We start from the raw sequence: 19,800 nt of genomic DNA on the forward strand, positions 1-19,800 counted from the left end.
CTGCACTTTAGAAAGAAGACGCACATGCTGCTCATCTCCTGCCCCAACTGCGGCTCCCGTGACGAGACCGAGTTCCACTACGGCGGCCAGGCCCACGTGCCGTACCCGGAAAACCCGAACGAGCTGAACGACCGCGAATGGGCCGAGTACCTGTTCTACCGGGACAACACCAAGGGCGCCTTCGCCGAACGCTGGCTGCACAGCACCGGCTGCCGCCAGTGGTTCAACATGCTCCGCGATACCGTCACGTACGAGATCCAGGCGATCTACCCGATGGGCACGCCCCGGCCGGATGCCGCCGGTCAGTTGACCGCCGAAACGGGCACCGCCAGCCTGGCCCCGGACAGCACAACCACCGGGACCGCGGCACCGGACATCTCAGGGACCAGCACCGCTGCAACCAGCATCGCCCCAAGCACAACCTCCGCCAGCACCACCGCCCCGGAAGGAGCAACCAAGTGACTTCCCAGAACGCCCGCCTCGCCGCCGGCGGACGCATCGACCGCACCATCTCCTGGCGTTTCACCGTGGACGGCGAGGAGTTCACCGGCCACCCCGGCGATACCCTCGCCTCGGCCCTGATCGCCAACGGCCGCATCAACGCCGGCAACTCCCTCTACGAGGACCGGCCCCGCGGCATCATGTCCGCCGGCGTGGAGGAATCCAACGCGATGGTGAAGATCGCCGCGCGTTTCCCCGGCGACGTGGCCGAATCCATGCTTCCCGCCACTACCGTCACCCTGGTGGACGGCCTGAAGGCGGAACTCCTCAGCGGGCTGGGCAAGCTCGACCCGGCCGAGGACCGCGCCGAGTACGACAAGAAGTACGTCCACACCGACGTCCTGGTGGTCGGCGGCGGCCCTGCCGGCCTGGCCGCGGCCCGTGAAGCGGTCCGTTCCGGCGCCCGCGTGATGCTCCTGGACGACCAGCCCGAGCTGGGCGGATCCCTCCTCTCCGGATCAACGGCACCCGAACTGGCTGAGACCATCGAGGGCAAGCCCGCCCTGGAGTGGGTGGCGGACGTCGAAGCCGAGCTCGTCTCCGGTGCCGAGTCCACCGTCCTGAACCGCACCACGGCCTTCGGCGCCTACGACGCCAACTACGTGATCGCCGTGCAGAACCGCACGGACCACCTGTCCTCCCCCGCCGCCCCCGGGGTCTCCCGGCAGCGTATTTGGCACATCCGTGCCAACCAGGTGGTGCTGGCCCCCGGCGCCCACGAGCGCCCGCTGGTGTTCGAGAACAACGACCGGCCCGGCATCATGCTCGCCTCCGCAGTCCGCAGCTACCTCAACCGCTATGCAGTGGCCGCCGGCCGGCGCGTGGTCATCAGCACCACGAATGACAGCGCCTACGCCCTGGCCGCGGACCTCCGCGCCGCCGGCGTGAAGCTCGCCGCCGTGGTGGACGCCCGTCCGCAGCTCACCGCGGTGGCCGCTGCCGCCGTCGAAGCCGGCACGCGGGTGCTGATCGGCAGTGCCGTGGCCAACACGTCTTCGCAGTCGGCAGACGGCCGCGTGGACGGCGTCACCGTCCGCAGCATTAACGACGACGGCGAGCTCACCTCGGGCGTCGAACAGATCGCCTGCGATCTCCTGGCCGTCTCCGGCGGCTGGAGCCCGCTGGTGCACCTGCACTCCCAGCGGCAGGGCAAGCTGCGCTGGGACGACGAACTGGCCGCCTTTGTGCCGAGCACCGTGGTTCCCAACCAGCAGACCATCGGCTCGGGCCGCGGGAGCTTCGCCTTGGAGGATTGCCTCGCCGAGGGCGTCTCCGCCGGCGCTTCCGCAGCCATCGCTGCCGGGTTCGCGTCCGCCGTCGTTCCTCTCGTCCTGGCGGAGCCGAAGGCCTCCGCCCCCACCCGCCAGCTGTGGCTCGTCCCCGGCGAGACCGGGACCCCGGATGACTGGCACCAGCACTACGTCGACTTCCAGCGCGACCAGTCCGTGACTGACGTGCTGCGTTCCACCGGAGCCGGCATGCGGTCCGTGGAGCACATCAAGCGCTACACCTCCATCAGCACCGCCAACGACCAGGGCAAGACCTCCGGCGTCAACGCGATCGGGGTCATTGCCGCCGCGCTCCGGACCGCCGGCGAAGCATCCCGCGGCATCGGCGACATCGGCACCACCACCTACCGCGCACCGTTCACCCCGGTGGCGTTCGCGGCACTGGCCGGACGCCAGCGGGGCGAGCTGTTCGATCCCGCCCGCAAGACCTCAATCCACCCTTGGCACGTGGCCAAGGGTGCCCTGTTCGAGGACGTCGGGCAGTGGAAGCGGCCCTGGTACTACCCGCAGGACGGGGAGGACATGGACACGGCCGTGCTGCGCGAGTGCGCTGCCGTCCGCGACTCCGTGGGCTTCATGGACGCCACCACCCTGGGCAAGATCGAAATCCGGGGCAAGGACGCCGGCGAGTTCCTGAACCGGATCTACACCAACGCCTTCAAGAAGCTCGCCCCGGGTTCCGCCCGCTACGGCGTGATGTGCATGGCGGACGGCATGATCTTCGACGACGGCGTGACCCTGCGCCTGGACGAGGAGACCTACTTCATGACCACCACCACCGGCGGCGCCGCCAAGGTGCTGGACTGGCTGGAGGAATGGCTGCAGACCGAGTGGCCGGAACTGGACGTGCACTGCACCTCGGTGACCGAACAGTGGAGCACCATTGCCGTCGTCGGACCCAAATCCCGCGCAGTCCTCGCGAAGGTGGCGCCGGAACTGGCCGCCAACGGCGGACTGGAGGCCGAAGCCTTCCCGTTCATGACCTTCCGCGAAACCACCCTGGCCTCCGGCGTCCGCGCCCGGGTCTGCCGGATCTCCTTCTCCGGCGAACTGGCCTACGAAATCAACGTGCCGTCCTGGTACGGGCTGAACACCTGGGAAGCCGTGGCCGCCGCCGGGGCCGAGTTCAACATCACCCCCTACGGCACCGAGACCATGCACGTGCTCCGCGCCGAGAAGGGCTACCCGATCGTCGGACAGGACACGGACGGCACCGTCACCCCGCAGGACGCGGGCATGGAATGGATCGTCTCCAAGGCCAAGGACTTCATCGGCAAGCGCTCCTACGCCCGGGCCGACGGCCAGCGCGAGGACCGCAAGCACCTGGTCAGCGTGCTGCCGGTGGACGGGACGCTGCGGCTGCCGGAAGGCACCCAGCTCGTTGAGAAGGGCCGTTCCACCAACCCGGCCTACGGGCCGGTCCCGATGGAAGGCTTCGTCACCTCCAGCTACCACAGCGCGGCACTCGGCAGGTCCTTCGGCCTGGCCCTGATCAAGAACGGCCGCAACCGCATCGGCGAAACCCTCGTGGCTGCTGCCGGCGACCAGCTGGTGGACGTCGTCGTCGCCGAAACCGTACTTTTTGACCCCGAAGGGACCCGCAAAGATGGCTGAAACAGCAGCACCTGCAACCTCGTACCAGAAGAACCTCTCACTCCGCGTCAGCCCTGCCGCCCGGCTCCGGGCAGACTTTGAAACCGGGTCCGTCCCCGGCGTGGTGGAGATCAGCGAAGTGGCATTCCTGACCATGGTGGGCCTCCGGGCCAACCGGGACAGCGACGCCGGACAGCGCATCGCCTCCGTCACCGGCGGCCTGCCCGCAAAGTGCGGCAGCGTGGCCGGCGCCGGTGAGACGTCCGTGCTGTGGCTCGGCCCGGAAGAGTTCCTGGTGGTAGCTCCGAGGGAAGCGCACGAATCCCTCGGCGGCGACCTGATCCAGGCGCTCCGGGAAGCGCTCGGCGATGGGGCTGGCCAGGTGGTGGACCTCTCCGCAAACCGCACCACGTTCGAGCTCACCGGGCCGCGGGCCCGCGCCGTCCTGGAAAAGGGCTGCTCGCTGGACCTGCACCCGCGCGTCCTGAAGGCCGGAACAGCCCTCTCGACGGAGGTCGGCAACATCCCCGTGGTCCTGTGGAAGACCGGCGACGAGAGCTACCGGATTTTCCCCCGCGCCTCGTTCGCCGATTTCCTGGGCCGCTGGCTCCTGGACGCCATGCGCGAATACGCCTCGCCTGAGGTCCCCTAAATGGCACTCAGCGTCCTGGACCTGTTCACCGTTGGCATCGGGCCGTCGTCGTCACACACGGTGGGCCCGATGCGGGCGGCGAAACTGTTCGCCGACGGACTCAAGGGCGACGGACTCCTGAGCTCCACCCGGCGCGTGCAGGCCGAACTGTTCGGTTCGCTGGGCGCCACCGGGCGGGGCCACGGTTCGGACAAGGCCGTGGTCCTGGGCTTCAAGGGCCTGGACCCCGAAACCGTGGATACGTCGACAGCGGATGACCAGGTGGCTGCGGCCGCCCTCGACGCCGAACTGTGGTTGGGCGGCGACCACCGGGTGGACTTCAACTGGGACGAGGACGTGGTCCTCCACCGGCGGAAGTCCCTCCCGGCCCACCCCAACGGCATGACCTTCCGCGCCCTGGACCACACCGGGGCTGTCCTGAGCGAACGGAGCTTCTATTCGATTGGCGGCGGCTTCGTGGTGGACGGGGACGCCGACGCCGGCGACCGCGTGGTGGCTGACGCCACGGTCCTTCCATATCCCTTCACGACGGCGGACGAGCTGCTGGAGATCTGCAGCCGTGAAGGCATGTCCATCTCGGACGTGATGCTCGCCAATGAGCTGACCTGGCGGACGGAAGCGGAACTGAGGGAAGAACTGCTGAAGCTCTGGGCCGTCATGCGCGAATGCGTGGACAACGGCTGCGCCGCGGAAGGAATCCTGCCGGGCGGCCTCAACGTCCGCCGCCGCGCGCCGTCGTTGTTCCAGACCCTGACGGCGGACACCGGCGTGACCGATCCGCTCCGGGCGATGGAGTGGGTGAACCTGTTCGCCCTCGCCGTGAACGAGGAGAACGCCGCAGGCGGCCGGATCGTCACCGCGCCCACCAACGGCGCGGCCGGCATCGTCCCGGCGGTGCTGCACTACTACGTGAAGTTCGTGCCCGGCGCCAACGACGACGGCGTGGTCCGCTTCCTGCTGGCCGCGGCCGCCGTCGGAATCCTGTTCAAGATCAACGCCTCCATCTCCGGTGCCGAGGTGGGCTGCCAGGGCGAGGTGGGTTCCGCCTGCTCCATGGCCGCCGCCGGGCTCTGCGAGGTCCTGGGCGGCACGCCCGCCCAGGTGGAGAACGCCGCCGAGGTGGGCATTGAACACAACCTGGGCCTGACGTGCGACCCCGTGGGCGGGCTGGTGCAGATCCCCTGCATCGAACGCAACGCCATCGCCAGCGTCAAGGCCATCAACGCCGCCCGCCTTGCCCTGCACGGCGACGGCAGCCACAAGGTATCCCTCGACAAAGCCATCAAAACGATGCGCGAGACGGGCGCCGACATGAAAACCAAGTACAAGGAAACGTCCCGAGGGGGCCTTGCCGTGAATGTGATCGAGTGCTGAGCCATGACCGCCATTGAGACTGAAACTTCCCTTTCCACGCCGGTGACCACAGTGGAGCATGTCCTCACGCTGGACTGCAGCGAGTCGCCGGGCATCGTCCACGCCGTGTCCGGCTTCCTCCTGGAGCACGGCTGCGACATCATCGACAACCAGCAGTTCGGCGAGCGTTCCGAAGGGCACTTCTTCATGCGGGTGCATTTTGCGTCCGACGGCGATGCCTCCACCGCGGACACGCTGCGGACCGCGTTTGGTCCCGTTGCGGAGCGCTTTGGGATGCGCTGGCGGCTGGAGCCGCACGGTTCCAAGCGGCGGGTGCTGATCATGGTGTCCAAGTTCGGGCACTGCCTCAATGACCTCCTGTTCCGGGCACGCATCGGCGAACTGCCGGTGGACGTGGTGGCGGTGGTGTCCAACCACACCGACCACCAGGCTTTGGTGGAGTGGCACGGGATCCCGTTCTTCCACGTGCCCGTCACGCCCGACAGCAAGCCTGCGGCCGAGGCGCGCCTGCTGGAGCTCGTGGACGAGTTCGACGTGGAGCTCGTGGTGCTGGCCCGCTACATGCAGGTGCTCAGCGACAACCTCACCCGCAAACTCGACGGCAAGGCCATCAACATCCACCACTCGTTCCTGCCCAGCTTCAAGGGCGCCAAGCCGTACCACCAGGCGTACGCGCGCGGTGTGAAGACCGTTGGTGCGACGGCCCACTACGTCAACAGTGAGCTGGATGAGGGCCCGATCATCTCGCAGCAGACTGTGGAGGTGGACCACACCTACGGGCCCGAGGACCTGGTGGCCGCCGGCCGCGACACCGAGTGCAAGGCCCTGTCCAACGCCGTGCGGTGGCACTGCGAGGGCCGGGTGATCCTGCAGGGCAACCGCACCGTGGTGCTGCGGTAGCCGCTGACCCGCCCTCCCCACCCGACGCTCTCTCACTTAACGCGGGTTTTCGGGCGACCCTCTCTCACCTGATGTGCGTTTTCGGGTGACCCTCTCTCACCTGATGCGGGTTTTCGGGCGACCCTCTCTCACCTTGGGGGATCATTGCCGTAGCTGTTCTGGGAGCCCCCTCCCCGGCCGGGAATCGAGTACTACAGTGGATGCATGGCTGCCAGCCGCAATCCGCTCGACGACCTGCGCGAAACCATCGGCCGGCTGGCCGATCAGCTCAAGCTGCCTGGTTCGGAACGCGTCGACGACCTGGTCGGCGATCTCATGGCTGCGAGGCCCGGGCCGGCCCGGCCGCTGTCCGAGGTGCAGGCCGAGCTCGACGCGCTGGTCGGGCTGGAGACCGTGAAGGAACAGGTGCGGGCGCTCGTCGCACTGCTCCAGGTCCAGGCCCGCCGTAAGGCGCATGGCCTGCCGGAGGTGGCCACGTCACAGCATCTGGTGTTCCTCGGAAACCCGGGCACGGGCAAGACCACCGTCGCGCGGCTCCTGGCCGAGATGTACCGCGCGGTCGGTCTGCTGCAGAAAGGACACCTGGTCGAGGTAGACCGTTCAGGCCTGGTGGGGCAGTACGTCGGCACGACCGCCATCAAAACGGACCGGGTGATCCGGCGTGCGCTGGACGGCGTCCTGTTTATCGACGAGGCCTACGCACTGGCCCCGGAGGACGGCCGGATGGACTTCGGCCCCGAGGCGATAGAGGTCCTGCTCAAGCGGATGGAGGACCACCGCCACCGCCTGGTCGTGATCGTGGCCGGGTACCCGCGGCTGATGGAGTCCTTCTTGCTCTCGAACCCCGGACTGCGCTCCAGGTTCGCCCGCGAGATCACGTTCCCCGATTACTCCGTTGACGCCCTACAGACGATCTTCCACCGGATGCTGGCCCAGCACGAGTACAGGCTGGAGCCGGGTGCGGACCAGATGCTGCGCCGCATCTTCACCGGGCTCCACGCGGGCGAGGACTCCGGTAATGCACGGTTCGCCCGCACGCTGTTCGAGCAGGCACTCAACCGTCAGGCGCTGAGACTGTCGCGCGACGAGGAACAAAGTCTCGACGCGCTCGATCGTGAGGCCGTCATGACGCTCACCGCGGACGACATCGTTGAGGCCGCGCTGGCCTTGGGCGAGGAGCCGGAACCGGAACCGAGGCCCGAACCGGAACAGCCACGCTGGTGGCGCTGGCTGGCCTGACCGCATCTACGGCGGCTGTCAGGCGAACCCGGACGCCTGAGGGTGATCAAGCCAGCTATTCCGGAGCGCCCGCTTAATCCTCTGTACTGCGCGCTGAAATTCGTCCGCAAGGTCGTCCTTATCGAAGACCAGGACGGTCCAGCCGGCGGATTCGAAGGCCTTGTCCCGCCTCCTGTCGCTGAGGATCTGTGCCTCACCGAGGTGATGTCCGCCGTCGTACTGGATCGCAAGGCGGCGATGACGGTAGCCCAGATCGGCCGACGGCGACCGCGACTCTCCCGCGCGCAACGGCACCTGGAGTCCGGGCTCCGGCAGCCCGGCGTCGGCGATGGCCAAGCGAAGCAACGTTTCCGGCGCGGAGTCTGCACCTACCCGGATCAGATCCAGCGCTTCACGGGCGCGGACGACGCCTTGCAAATTCGGGTGGCGGCCCACCAGCATCCGAAGGCCCGCGATGGTGTCATAGGGCTCCGTCCTCCCCTCGAAATCCACCCGCGGGACGCGGACCAGTTGGTCACCCATGCTGACCAGGTCATGGAGCGGCAGCACGCGTGCCAAGTCGAGCCAGGTGCGGGACCGCGTGCTCAGGCGGATGCCGTCGACAAGTTCGATCTCGTCTTCACGTGCCAGCACGGTATGGCCGAACACGCCCTTCCGGCGGACTGATGGCAGCGAACGCGGCTTGCTGAGATGCAGTTCCGTGGAATCAGCAAGCCACGGAGGCAGTACCTGGCAGCGAAGCCGGGCGGCGGTCACATGGGAGATCCAGGCTCCCGGCGACGCAGCCGACAACGCCCTGGCCGCGCCTTCCAAATCAAAGTCCCAGTCCACAGGGCGGTAAAGGCCGCGGCCCACGTTCATCACATCCTTGCGCCGGAGCCGGTTTACGGTGACGCCGGAAGCCCGGGCAGCGCCGAAGGTGAAGGGAGCTCTTGCCAACGACTGGGGCAGAGAATCCTGCTTTTGCATGCTGGCATTGTGCCCCGATATGGCCGGACGCTGCAGAAGTTATCCACAGGCCTGCCGTCGCGGCGCGGGAGGTGAGAGAGGGATGCCCCGAAACCGACATTAAGTGAGAGAGCGTTGTCAAAAAACTGACATTACGCTCCCCCAACACCGGGGCGAGGTTCACGCCGTCGGCCGTCCGCGAGTCGTGGCCGGTGGCTGCCGCCGGCTGAACCCGCACAGAACGGAATCCGAGGAACGATACCCAAAGGGCGCTGACGTGGGACGACTAAGTGATGGTTGACTCTCCTCCCCGCCAGGCCGAAGCTTTGGGAATGACAAACGAACCCGAAGTGCGGGCCCTCATGGCTGTTGTCGATCGGCTGGCGGAGCGCTTCCCCGAGGAACCGCGCTCCGTCATTGAAAACGTGGTCGCCGAAGAACACCGCGTCCTCGATGACGGCCCTATCCGGGACTACGTGCCGGTCCTGGTGGAACGGGCTGCAAGGCTCCGTTTGACCCAGCATTAGCGGACATCGCTCTTAAGCTTTGTCCGGGCCAGGGACTACACTGAACTAATCGAACATATATTCGAATTAGGGTGTGTTGTGGGCGTAATTGTCGGTCCCCGCGTGATAGATGCGGGCGTCTCATTATTCTCGGTGCTGATCTCGCCCGTGCCGGTGGCCGCGGGCTTTCCGTCACCGGCACAGGACTACTTCGACGGCCGGATCGATCTCAATGCCCACCTGATCAAGGACATCACCAGCACCTACGTCGTCAGGGTGACCGGCGACTCGATGGAAGGCGCGGGGATCAGCGACGGGGATGAGCTGATCGTGAACCGGGCACTGGAACCCAAGGATGGATCCGTCGTCGTCGCCGTCCTGGACGGCGAGCTGACCGTCAAGCGCCTGCGCCTCACCGGGACCGGGGTGGTGCTGCAGGCCGAGAACCCGAGGTACCCGGATATCCGGGTCCAGGCGCTGTCCGAACTGACCATCTGGGGCGTCGCAACCAGGTGCCTGCACCATGTCTAGGCCGGGCCTCATGCGGCAGATGCCGCAGATCGCCCATGTGGACGTGAACTGCTTCTACGCCTCCGCCGAGCGCGCGTTCGATCCCTCGCTGGAGGGCAAGCCGCTGGTGGTCCTGTCCAACAACGACGGCTGCGCGGTGACCCGTTCCCCCGAAGCCAAAGCCTTAGGCATTGCCGTGGGAGAGCCCTGGTTCAAGCTCGCACCCCGCGCCAAGGAATGGGGCTTGGTGGCCAGGTCCAGCAACTATGAGCTCTATGGCGACATCAGCGCCCGGGTGATGAACCGTGCACTGTTGCAGCCAATGCAACTGTCTACGATTGCAATCGCCCACTAATTGCGGCGACGGGCGGCGCTGCAATCGACGGTAGCAGGGAAATGCCGGGGCCAATGCGATGCGATTTGACCCAATGATGCATCTGTCCGTACTTTGTTGTATCTAATGCAACATAATGAAAACGCGGCACCCGCCTTGAGGCTGCTATCTTCGGCGTCGAACGTCTCGATGATGAATCCTGAACAGACGGTCTTCGAGGCGATGATCGACGGATGGCGGAATCAGCAGCAAAGCCGGGGCCTGAGAGCAGCGACGATTCGGGCACGACTCGCGATAGTTACGCGGTTCCGTGAGTTCTCCGACAAGCCTCCGTGGCAGTGGAGAGTCAGCGACCTTGATGAGTTCACCGATACGATCGGCGGTGACAAGAGGGCCCTGTCAACGATTCGGCACTATCACGGCGCCATACGGGTCTTCTGCGAGTACATCACGAATCCGCACTACGACTGGATGGAAATCTGCGAAGCGCAGTTCGGCGAGGTGCCCTCACAGGTGTGCCTGCCCTGGAACACGGTCGCGCACCGATTCGAGTTCGAAGGGGACGCCGCTCGGCGACCCCTCTCATACGAAGAAGTCCAGCTGTTGTTCGATACGGCTGATGCGCGCGTTGAGGCGCTGGTAACGTCGCGTCGGAAAGGGGCTCTCGGGGCGCTGCGCGACGCGCAGTTGCTGAAGACGGTGTACGCCTTCGGTCTGCGCCGCACGGAAGCGGTGAAGCTCGACCTGACCGACCTCCATCACAGCTCCGCGGTGCCGGGCTGGGGGCGGTTCGGTGCTGTTCACGTCCGGTGGGCGAAGGCTTCCAGGGGCAGCGCTCCGCGGCGACGAACGGTCCTGCTGGTTCCTGAGTTCGACTGGTGGATACAAGGAATGCAACAGTGGGTTGAAGACGCCCGGCAGAGATTCGCGCCGGGCGACCTTGAGGCAATCTGGGTCACTGAGCGGCGCACGCGCGTGACGGCTGGCTTCCTGGACCGGCGTTTTGCAGCGTTGCGGGATGAGGCGGGGTTGTCGAAGGCACTCACGCTGCACAGTCTTCGGCACTCGTACGTCACTCACCTGATCGAATTTGGTTATGCCGAGCGCTTTGTGCAGGAACAAGTCGGGCACGCGCAGGCGTCATCAACGTCGATTTACGCTTCTGTGAGTTCTGATTTCAAGAATCGGGTGCTCACGAAGGCACTGAAGAACCTTGTAGAAGGAGACAACCGTGACGATTGAGCTGGAGACGACCTGGAATCTCCGATCGGTAATGGCTTCCCGGGGAATCTTCCAGACTTCCAAGCTCGGACCCCTGCTCGCGGAGCGGGGAATCGACCTGTCCAGGGAGCAGGTGTACCGGCTGGTTGCCCAGACGCCGCAGCGAGTGCGGCTGGATGTTCTCTCGGCTCTCTGCGACGCACTGGAATGTTCCCTGGATGACCTCGTATCGGTGAAACGCAGCACGCCAGAAACCCTGCCCGTCGCCGTCGGCGAACAAACACGCGGTTCGATCGGTGATCTCCGTCCGCTCCGGGCAACCATCCGGCGTCCCGGACCCGAGCAAGCTTGAAGTGGCCGACCAGAGTACCGGGCAGCAGCTATCGGAGATCGTCTCGCTCATCCAGGACACGGACCCCGAACTCTCAGCCACAGACATCAAGACAGTCGTCATCGAGGTCGCTCCCGCAGAGCGAACGCAGCGTCTCCTCCAGCTTGCGCTGATCAAGCAGCCAGGGGTCTTGCAAGGCAAGCACAAGAACGTCCCGATCACCGTCCAAGAACTGTGTCATGCGCTCGTTGCCGCCGGCGCCCGCGGCATCATTCTTCCGAGCTGTGAAGGGTGCGGCCGGCACCTCCGGCTGCCCCACAAGGCACCCAACGGAGGGCGGCACTGCTCACGCTGCGCCCGGAACCACTCGTCGGCGCCCTGCGCCGCCTGTGGGCGCACCCAGCCAGTTCAGCGCAACATCGATGGAGAGCGTTTCTGCAGGGCGTGCTGGCGGGCGGACCCCCGGTCATTCGACGTCTGCTCACGTTGCGGTCAGTCCGCGACCATCGTCGTCCGGCGACCGGAGTTGGTGTGCCTCAACTGCTACACCGCGCCCGAAAAGACATGCTCGCTATGTCATAGAGCGGGTCGGGTCGCCACACACCTTGAAGGAAAATGCGTATGCGCCCGGTGCTACTACGGCATGCGGAACCCACACCCATGCCCCGAATGCGGCCAGCGGCGGATGCTGACAAATCTCCTGCACAAACAACTCGTCTGCGCTGAATGCGCAGGCGCCCCGGTCACCATGGCTTGCCCCGGCTGCGGCTCAGTTCAAGAATCACGCAAGCACCACCTGTGCGCACAATGCCGCCGACCCATCGTCGTCCGGCGGCTTCTCTCCGACGAAACGGGCCAGATCCGGGACGAGATGCAGTCCTTGGCCGACTACCTGATGTCCCACCACCCAAGAGCAGAGTCGCTGAGCCGCTGGGTAGACAACAGCAGCGCCGCAGCCACCCTCCGTGACCTTGCCGGCGGCACACTGCCACTGGAACCCGCAGCGATCATCGAGCGGGCAGGTTCCGTGCAGTCGGCCTCGTTCCTACTCTCCCTGCTCGTTGAATCCGGCACGCTGCCTGACCTAAACGTCCAACACGCCCGCTTCGAGCACTGGCTTCGCGTCTGGCTGGCCTCTCTCGAAGCACCAGAGGACCGACTTCTCCTGCGCCAATACAGTGCGTGGGGATTGAACTCCCCAACCCACACCACACCACGCGGTACCGCCAAAGCCCGCTACCAGAAACAACGTGCAGCTCTGAGGTCCTGCGCCGAGCTTCTCCGACGCATCCGCGTCCAAGGCCACTCGCTCACGGCCTATCCGCAACGCGAACTCGACGCCTTCCTCACGGGCTCCCCGAGCCAACAGGACGCGCTGGCGCCCTTCACCCGCTGGTTGCGGCAGAACCGCATGAGCCGCCTCAGAGTTGAACACCGCAAGAATCAGCTCGCCGGAAGCGGATTCGACTCCGACCACCGCTGGAAAATGGCCCGCCTGTTCCTAGGAGACACCCACCTATCACCCGTTGATAGGGTCGCGGCCCTGCTCGTCCTGCTCTACGGCATGCACCTGACGAAGATCGTGGCCATAGAACGTGCCCAAGTAGATGTCCTCCCGGATCGAGTGACCCTGACCCTCGGGAAGGAACCGATCGAGCTGCCCCGTGCGCTAGGCGAAGCCCTCACGGACCTCCTCAATCTTAGCCAGCCCCGGTCAGAGCGCTGGCTCTTCGCCGGACGGAACCCTGGCGCGCCCCTCACGGCCGGCGCCCTCGGAAAACGGCTCAACCGTCACGGCATGCAGACCGGCAGCGCCCGAGTCACCGCACTCCTTGAGCTTGCACAGCAAATGCACCCTAGAGTCCTATCGGATCTGTTGGGAATCTCAACAACTTCAGCGACCGCGTGGTGGCGTCTCGCCGGAGGTGACTGGGCCTCCTACCCCGCCCTCCGCTGATACTTCCGCGCGGGAACAACAAAATGAACGACCAACGTGCCCTGTGAACGACCAACGTGCCCTGTGTCGACAGCCCGGGACACGCCGTCCGTGGGAGGACAATCATCCCCATGTTCACTTCACCGTCTAAGGCACGCCTGGATGCAAACATCGCTCTTAGTCTTGACGACAGCTTCTTCTTGTCCCGACCATTCGGCTACTTTTCATCACGGATCTCGTCGTTGCTAGGGAGCCATCCTCCGGACGACGCGGAGTCAGGGCAGATCGGGAGAGAGTTCGCGTCCTTGCTTGGGCAGGGCACCCACCGTGACCTCTTGTCCTTCAACGAGTCCGATCGTGAGCTACAGGTTGCGATTGACGCCTTTGCTCTCCGCCACCATGCCGCTGAATCACTGGTGCGTTTGTATCACTCCCTCACAGTAGGCACCGCAGCACAGGGGCCAGTGAAATGTGTGTGGGCGGCAATAGCCGAAGGACCGACCAAAACCGTCGACCTGGTCAGAGAGGCTAAGGAGTTCCTACGCAGTCCAACCGGGCACGACACCTTTTGGAGAGTTGTCTTCCCCGAGGAAGTAGCGGCCCATCCGGAAATGCAGCGGAAAGCCGACCAAGCCCTTAATGTCCTGGGCGACTGGCTGACTCATGCAATGTCGCTCTTGGTCCGCGGTGATATCAATATCAACGCGGCACACAACAAACTGAAGCATGGGCTGGCGGTTCGAGCACGCGATGACGTGTTGGCAACAGTAACAACCCAGGCCCCCACCCCTGACGGTGGCGTCCCGCTGAGCTCACTGACCGGCGAGGACGCGGCGAACATCCTTGAGGGAGTAACCGTTGAATACTTGGCGAGGCCTCCCCGAGAAGACCAAAGGAAGCAGGGACTGGAAGTGACCGTACTCAACTTGAGACCGGCCACCCTCCTAGCCGAGACATGGCTGATGGCGACCGCTCATGCTGCAATATTCCACGTGGCTGCGGCCCGGCACTTCGATGAACGGGAAGCGGACATTCAGCCATTTCCAACGCTGCCACTAGGACCTACACCGGAGGGACTCCTAGGCGAGTCGGTAGTCGGTATTCGATACCCCGTCACCACGCCACCAGACGGTGGCCCCATAGATAGACGGCCAGGAATCGCGTTCCAGACGAGCTTCGCGCACGTTGAAGTGCCAGATGAGGGTCCAGTCCCAGGCGTCGTTGTAGAGGGCTAATGTACGGTCGCTCCGACTCATGTGTAGATGGCGATTCCCTTGGTTCTCACGCCACAATGGGCCCATCGATGCCCCACGGACAACCGCAGCGTCCAGGACATTGCTGCTGACCTTCTTGGGCTCACCGGATGGACCGACAGCCCGGCTGTCTAGGGTCATCGATCAGCCGGACTCCTACCCTCGGCGAGTTCAAGCACACGGCCAACGGCGCTCTGGTAGGCACCGTAATCAGACGCCGACCGGCCATTCAGGCCGTCGACCGCGAGCCGGAACAGCAAGGCGCGGATCAGGTACTGCGGAAAGTCCCGCGCCGCGCTGATCGTTTCGAGAAGTGACAGCGGCGCCCCCTCGAAGCAGACGGCGTCAATGGCGATCACGGCTATTGAGTAGCTCACGGGACGCCAGTCGACGGTCAAATCGATGACGGCGGGTGGAAGAGCGGGGTCGAACAAGACGTTTCCGGTGAGATCGCCGTGAACGATGCAAGGGGGATCGAACACCTGCCGCCGTGCGCTCACGAGGTCAGCGATGTAGGGAGCCGTGATCGGCGGACCATCATATTCTCCCCAGGCAAACCGGTCAGCTTTGGCCCAGGCGTGAGTTCGCTTATCGACAAAGTCAGGGCGCCGTACTTCAGCGAAAATCGCACTGAACTCCCGGGCGATTTTTGCCAGTTCCGCCCATCTTCCCGGCTGGTGTTCGCCGGTGAGGTAGGGGAATGCCGTCCAGCCGTCGACAATCAGCTTGCCTGACCGGCTTCTGATCGGAAGGCTCAGGCGCAGCTCACCGCCGACGCTGTGTTCGCGCGCAACTTCGTCCAACCAGAGCAACTCCTCGGGAAGCACATCAAGAGGCTTCAGTGTCACGTCGCCAACTCTCCAGGCCGTTCCTCGGCCGCCCTCCAGCTTGACCAGGGGCCCGGCGGCGCGGAATTCAGCTTGGGTTTCGATCGGAGGATGCACCTGATCACTATAGGTGGTGACCAAGGAATGGGGGTCTCACTTGCCCCAATTTCCGGGAACTATGAGGCCAGCCCGGAGTCGAGTTTCATCCGAAGCGAAGAATTTGTCCTCTTCATCCATCCAGCGATGCCAAAGTGCCCTGCGCCCTTCTCCGTCCCGCTCTATGCCGCGTCGCAGACGCTCATCCTCGTGAGCCTCCACCCATACAGCGAATGCAATCCGGCCTATGCTCTCTCGCCTGGTGCACGTGACGCCTTCGATGAGCACCACCGGATTCCAGTTCACCGTTGTCCAACGTCCCAGGGAATCACCGAACTCGTCGCCCTCCCAATCCCGTTGCTGGTAGTGGGCCGGGTACCCATTGAGTAGGGGGTCCAGGACCTGTTGCTCGAACCTGGGCCACCATCCGGCAAAGTTGTTCCAGGAAACGAAGTCGTCAATTGGGATGACCGGGGCGTTCAACAATGGGGCCAACTTCCCCGCCAACGTGCTCTTACCCGATCCTGAAGGCCCATCGATTCCGACGATCTTAATGCCCCGAACGGCTGGGGTCTCCAGCACCGCCTTCTGGATGTTCTGCAAAGTGTTGTTCACGTGACAATCCTTCATGCTAATTGCGTGTGGCTCTCTCACGGCTCACCGCCCGACGCTAGCGCAGTTGGATTAGACCGGCGTTGGTGGGACGGAAACCGCATGCATCGAAGTAGAAACTCTTTAGGTGGTCGTCGAAGTCAACATGAAGCCATTCGCAGCCCGCCTCCCTCGATTGCTCGGTGGCTACGGAGAGGAGTCTTTTCCCGATGCCCTGACGGCGCGCCCTGTGTGCCACCAAGGTGTCTTCGATGAACGCGTGTGCCTGTCCGTCCCAGATCACGTTGACGAAGCCCGCGAGGCCTTGGTCGTCGCGAGCTGTGACCCACCCCAGGCTCAGGCGCGAGAGAACATCAGTCCAATCGATTTCAACCAATTCATGATCGAAGCCTTCTGCGTGCGGCTGGTTAATTTCTTCGTTCCGAACCATTCCGCGCCATTCAAAGGTGATCGTCATGCTGAACAGCATTGCAGATGCCGCCGCCTACGGACCGCCCGGGTAATGTAGCGAGATGCCGAACCTCACCATGACGATCAGACGCGCCGGCATCAACGATGTGGACAACGTTTGGCGTCTGGTTCAGGATTTCGCGCGAACGTTCTCGCCGAAGCGGGAATCCTTTGACCTAACCTTCCGCTCATCGCTCCAGGCGCCCCAGACGCTCATTCTGGTAGCCGAACAGCGTGACGGATCCGTCGTCGGCTACCTTCTAGCCCATTGCCGAGCCACCTTTCTTGCCAACGGCCCTGCTGCCTGGGTCGAAGAGGTAATGGTGGCCGAGCGGTTACGACGGCAAGGTGTCGGACAGGCCTTGATGACTGAGGTCGAGTCGTGGGCGCAGGCGCAAGGCGCCGCACATGTCTCTCTAGCGAGCCGGCGGGCGGGCGATTTCTATCATGCCTTGGCATATGAGGACGCCGCGACCTTCTTCAAGAAGACCCTCGATTCCCAGTAAGGGGCCCGGCTGCGGCCATCTGGGTGACGCCATTCAGGATTGGGTCTGCCCGCTTAGCCTCAACACGCTCGAAATTGACAGGGAAAGACAAAGCGCCGTATGGCTTCCGGGGATCTGCTCCGTCGCGAGGGCGACTGATGGCGTCGACGAGTTGTGCAGACCACCCGCGTCGGGACGCCCCAGACTCAGGCACATCCTGGGAGGAATAGTGAACTTTCAAGTAGACGCCCCTACCAGTAGAACTGCTGGCCAGGTATTCCGCGTGGCTTGAGGTCTACAGCATCGACGAAGCCTTCCTCGGAGTGAAGGGCAGCCCGGAGCAGCTGCTGGCGCTGGGCAGGACCATGAAGGATATAGTCCGCCGGAACGTTGGCGTGCCGGTGTGTGTCGGGATTGCGCCCACCAAAACGCTGGCCAAGCTGTCCAATAAGTGGGCCAAGAACAATCCCGTGTTTGCGGGGGTCTGCCACTGGGACAGCGTCCCGGCGCCCCTGCGGGAGGAACTGCTGAGGCGCCTGCCCGTGGAGGAGATCTGGGGCATCGCCGGGCGCCTGACCAGGCGCCTGAACGCCATCGGCATCCACTCCATCCTGGACCTCAGCCGGGCCCACCCTGTTGCCATCCGGGATAAGTTCTCCGTTGTGGTGATGCGCACCGTCCTGGAACTGAACGGCACGCCCTGCATCCCCATGGAAGAGGAACGCATCGGCCGGGACCAGCTGATCTTTTCCCGCTCCTTCTCCGCTCCGGTCACCACCGCGGCCGGGCTGCGGCAGGTCCTCAGCGTCTACGGCCAGCATGCGAGCGCCCGGCTCGCGAATCACGGGCTGCAGGCCAAAGTCCTCACCGCATTCGCTGGCACGTCCCCCTTCAGCGGGCACGAACAGGCCCACCCGTCGGTGTGCGTCGTACTGCCGATGCCCACGGCGGATCCGCTCCTGCTCACCAAGGCGGCGCACGCCCTGCTGCCCACCATCCGGGACGGCCTCAAGTACGTCAAAGTGGGGCTTATGCTCACGGACCTGCGCCCCTCCGGCAACCAGTCCCCGCTGGAACTGTTCGAGAACCCGCACGAGGAACGCCACATCGGCACCCTGCTTGAAGACGTCAGCAACCGTTTTGGCCGGGCCTCCATCGGGTTGGGGCACGCCGGCATCAGGTCCGGCCTGGACTGGACCATGAAGCGCACCATGCGGTCGCCCCGGTACACGACGCATTGGGACGAGCTCCCCCTCGTCAGGGCTGCGTAGACGCTCCTGCCGGGGCCGCCCCAAAGACGCCCCGCGACGTTTCTTGACGCCCCGCTACGCCCTGTTGAGCGTTCGCGACCTTCCGTGAACGCCCGCTACGGGAATGATTGTGGGGCTGCCGGGCGCTCCGTAATCTCGTCTCAGCATCCGCCCCCAGCAAAGGAAATTCCCATGTCAGACCCTTCGAACAAGAGCCCCAGGAACCAGCCCGCCTCCACGCGCATCGTGGCCGGACAGTCCGCCGCTCCCAAGCGCTCCCTCGGCAGGAAGATCGGCATCGGCGCTGCACTGCTCGCCCTGTTGGGCGGAGGCGCCGCCATCGCGGCGGCGGTGAACAGCGGCGGCACTCCCGCTGCCGTGCAGGAAACCGCGCCCGCCGGGAACCCCGCCGCGGAATTGAAGCTTGGCTACTTCGGCAACGTCACCCACGCGCCCGCCCTGGTGGGCGTCAGCCAGGGCTACATCGCCGGCGAACTGGGCGACACCAAGCTCAGCACCCAGGTATTCAACGCCGGGCCGGCAGCCATTGAGGCACTTAATGCCGGCGCCATCGACGCCACCTACATCGGCCCCAATCCGGCCATCAACTCGTTCGTCAAGAGCGGCGGCGAGTCGATCAACATCATCGCCGGCGCTGCAGCCGGCGGTGCCCAGCTGGTGGTCAAGTCGGACATCAACTCCGTCGCCGACCTCAAGGGCAAGACCCTCGCCTCCCCGCAGCTCGGTGGCACGCAGGACGTCGCCCTCCGCGCCTGGCTGGCTTCGCAGGGCTACAAGACCAACGTTGACGGCAGCGGCGACGTTGCCATCAACCCCACGGAGAACGCCCAGACCCTGAAGCTGTTCCAGGACGGAAAGCTCGACGGCGCGTGGCTGCCCGAGCCCTGGGCCTCCCGCCTGGTGCTGACCGCCGGCGCCAAGGTGCTGGTGGACGAAAAGGACCTGTGGGACGGCGCGCTGTCCGGCAAGCCGGGCGAGTTCCCCACCACCATCCTGATCGTGAACCAGAAGTTCGCCGCGGACCACCCGGACACAGTGAAGGCCCTCCTGAAAGGGCACGTGAAGTCGGTCGAGTGGCTGAACGGAGCAGCCGACGGCGAGAAGGCCAGCGTCATCAACGCCGCCCTCAAGGAAGCCGCGGGCGCCGAGCTGAAACCCGACGTCATCGACCGGTCCCTGAAGAACATCGTGTTCACCGTGGACCCGCTGGCCGGAACCTACCAGAAGCTCCTGGCCGACGGCGTGACCGCCGGAACCACTAAGCAGGCGGACATCAACGGCATCTTCGACCTGCGGGCGCTCAACGGCGCCGCCGGCGATAAGACCTCGGCCGCGGGGCTCGGCAAGGAATAGGTCCCCAGCCAACACGCTCTCTCACTTAATGCGCCATCCTGGCCGCACGCTCTCTCACTTTTCTTTAGAAAGGGAGAGAGCGTTGGCGGTTTAGGCGCATTAAATGAGAGAGCGCTGGC

The 19,800-nt window shown here is 64.9% G+C and carries 18 protein-coding genes and 2 pseudogenes; 16 read left to right on the top strand and 4 right to left on the bottom strand.

Annotated elements, in window-relative coordinates; all coding sequences use genetic code 11:
* The first annotated feature begins 24 nt into the window (after window positions 1-24).
* From Q9R30_RS06280 to Q9R30_RS06305, 6 genes are all read left to right on the top strand, one after another.
* Complete coding sequence (locus Q9R30_RS06280; RefSeq protein ID WP_311217078.1) at window positions 25-462, top strand: sarcosine oxidase subunit delta; 438 nt, start codon at window positions 25-27, stop codon at window positions 460-462.
* Window positions 459-3,404, top strand: coding sequence for a sarcosine oxidase subunit alpha family protein (locus Q9R30_RS06285; RefSeq protein ID WP_311217079.1), 2,946 nt, complete (start codon window positions 459-461; stop codon window positions 3,402-3,404). The genes Q9R30_RS06280 and Q9R30_RS06285 overlap by 4 nt, the downstream gene beginning before the upstream one ends.
* Window positions 3,397-4,035, top strand: a complete 639-nt coding sequence (locus tag Q9R30_RS06290; RefSeq protein ID WP_311217080.1) for a sarcosine oxidase subunit gamma family protein — start codon at window positions 3,397-3,399, stop codon at window positions 4,033-4,035. Before Q9R30_RS06285 ends, Q9R30_RS06290 begins: the two co-directional genes overlap by 8 nt.
* The gene (locus tag Q9R30_RS06295; RefSeq protein ID WP_104996364.1) at window positions 4,036-5,409 is read left to right on the top strand and encodes an L-serine ammonia-lyase; all 1,374 of its coding nucleotides are present in this window, start codon (window positions 4,036-4,038) and stop codon (window positions 5,407-5,409) included. It begins immediately after the preceding gene.
* A gap of 3 nt (window positions 5,410-5,412) precedes the next feature.
* Window positions 5,413-6,309: a formyltetrahydrofolate deformylase gene (gene purU, locus Q9R30_RS06300; protein WP_104996363.1), complete on the top strand. Its 897-nt coding sequence runs from the start codon at window positions 5,413-5,415 to the stop codon at window positions 6,307-6,309.
* A gap of 204 nt (window positions 6,310-6,513) precedes the next feature.
* Entirely contained in the window at window positions 6,514-7,548 is a 1,035-nt protein-coding gene (locus tag Q9R30_RS06305) for an AAA family ATPase (RefSeq protein ID WP_104996362.1), read from the top strand.
* A gap of 18 nt (window positions 7,549-7,566) precedes the next feature.
* On the opposite strand, the gene Q9R30_RS06310 is transcribed toward Q9R30_RS06305, so the two are convergent.
* The gene (locus Q9R30_RS06310) at window positions 7,567-8,517 is read right to left on the bottom strand and encodes a DUF559 domain-containing protein (protein WP_311217081.1); all 951 of its coding nucleotides are present in this window, start codon (window positions 8,515-8,517) and stop codon (window positions 7,567-7,569) included.
* 311 nt (window positions 8,518-8,828) lie between these two features.
* Here Q9R30_RS06310 and Q9R30_RS06315 point away from each other — a divergent pair, with 311 nt between their 5' ends.
* From Q9R30_RS06315 to Q9R30_RS06345, 7 genes and pseudogenes are all read left to right on the top strand, one after another.
* On the top strand, window positions 8,829-9,023 hold the full coding sequence (locus tag Q9R30_RS06315) for a three-helix bundle dimerization domain-containing protein (RefSeq protein WP_157239914.1): 195 nt from the start codon (window positions 8,829-8,831) through the stop codon (window positions 9,021-9,023).
* A gap of 78 nt (window positions 9,024-9,101) precedes the next feature.
* Window positions 9,102-9,533, top strand: coding sequence for a LexA family transcriptional regulator (locus Q9R30_RS06320; RefSeq protein WP_104996360.1), 432 nt, complete (start codon window positions 9,102-9,104; stop codon window positions 9,531-9,533).
* Window positions 9,526-9,813, top strand: a pseudogene (locus Q9R30_RS06325) (DNA polymerase V subunit UmuC); the annotation flags it as partial. The gene Q9R30_RS06320 and the pseudogene Q9R30_RS06325, both read left to right, overlap by 8 nt.
* Window positions 9,814-9,972: 159 nt before the next feature.
* Entirely contained in the window at window positions 9,973-11,088 is a 1,116-nt protein-coding gene (locus Q9R30_RS06330; protein ID WP_311217082.1) for a tyrosine-type recombinase/integrase, read from the top strand.
* Entirely contained in the window at window positions 11,078-11,419 is a 342-nt protein-coding gene (locus tag Q9R30_RS06335; RefSeq protein WP_311217083.1) for a helix-turn-helix transcriptional regulator, read from the top strand. The genes Q9R30_RS06330 and Q9R30_RS06335 overlap by 11 nt, the downstream gene beginning before the upstream one ends.
* A gap of 664 nt (window positions 11,420-12,083) precedes the next feature.
* Window positions 12,084-13,355 (top strand): hypothetical protein, encoded by a 1,272-nt coding sequence (locus tag Q9R30_RS06340; protein WP_311217084.1) that lies wholly within the window; start codon window positions 12,084-12,086, stop codon window positions 13,353-13,355.
* 110 nt (window positions 13,356-13,465) lie between these two features.
* Window positions 13,466-14,569 (top strand): hypothetical protein, encoded by a 1,104-nt coding sequence (locus Q9R30_RS06345; RefSeq protein WP_311217085.1) that lies wholly within the window; start codon window positions 13,466-13,468, stop codon window positions 14,567-14,569.
* Window positions 14,570-14,724: 155 nt separating this feature from the next.
* On the opposite strand, the gene Q9R30_RS06350 is transcribed toward Q9R30_RS06345, so the two are convergent.
* Genes Q9R30_RS06350 through Q9R30_RS06360 form a run of 3 tightly spaced genes read right to left on the bottom strand, consistent with a single transcriptional unit; the run spans window position 14,725 to window position 16,579 of the window.
* Complete coding sequence (locus tag Q9R30_RS06350) at window positions 14,725-15,531, bottom strand: hypothetical protein (RefSeq protein ID WP_311217086.1); 807 nt, start codon at window positions 15,529-15,531, stop codon at window positions 14,725-14,727.
* Between the two features lie 36 nt (window positions 15,532-15,567).
* Window positions 15,568-16,125 (bottom strand): AAA family ATPase, encoded by a 558-nt coding sequence (locus Q9R30_RS06355; protein WP_311217087.1) that lies wholly within the window; start codon window positions 16,123-16,125, stop codon window positions 15,568-15,570.
* A gap of 55 nt (window positions 16,126-16,180) precedes the next feature.
* A complete protein-coding gene (locus Q9R30_RS06360) occupies window positions 16,181-16,579 on the bottom strand; it encodes a GNAT family N-acetyltransferase (protein ID WP_311217088.1) in 399 nt (132 codons plus the stop codon).
* A 55-nt stretch (window positions 16,580-16,634) separates the two neighbouring features.
* On the opposite strand from Q9R30_RS06360, the gene Q9R30_RS06365 reads away from it, so the two are divergent.
* The 3 genes and pseudogenes from Q9R30_RS06365 to Q9R30_RS06375 all read left to right on the top strand — a co-directional run bounded on the left by Q9R30_RS06365 (window position 16,635) and on the right by Q9R30_RS06375 (window position 19,681).
* Window positions 16,635-17,078, top strand: coding sequence for a GNAT family N-acetyltransferase (locus Q9R30_RS06365; protein WP_311217089.1), 444 nt, complete (start codon window positions 16,635-16,637; stop codon window positions 17,076-17,078).
* Between the two features lie 236 nt (window positions 17,079-17,314).
* Window positions 17,315-18,328, top strand: a pseudogene (locus Q9R30_RS06370) (DUF4113 domain-containing protein); the annotation flags it as partial.
* Between the two features lie 171 nt (window positions 18,329-18,499).
* The gene (locus tag Q9R30_RS06375) at window positions 18,500-19,681 is read left to right on the top strand and encodes an ABC transporter substrate-binding protein (RefSeq protein WP_311217090.1); all 1,182 of its coding nucleotides are present in this window, start codon (window positions 18,500-18,502) and stop codon (window positions 19,679-19,681) included.
* Window positions 19,682-19,800 lie beyond the last annotated feature (119 nt).

Source organism: Arthrobacter sp. AB6 (genome assembly GCF_031844545.1).
Lineage (GTDB): Bacteria > Actinomycetota > Actinomycetes > Actinomycetales > Micrococcaceae > Arthrobacter.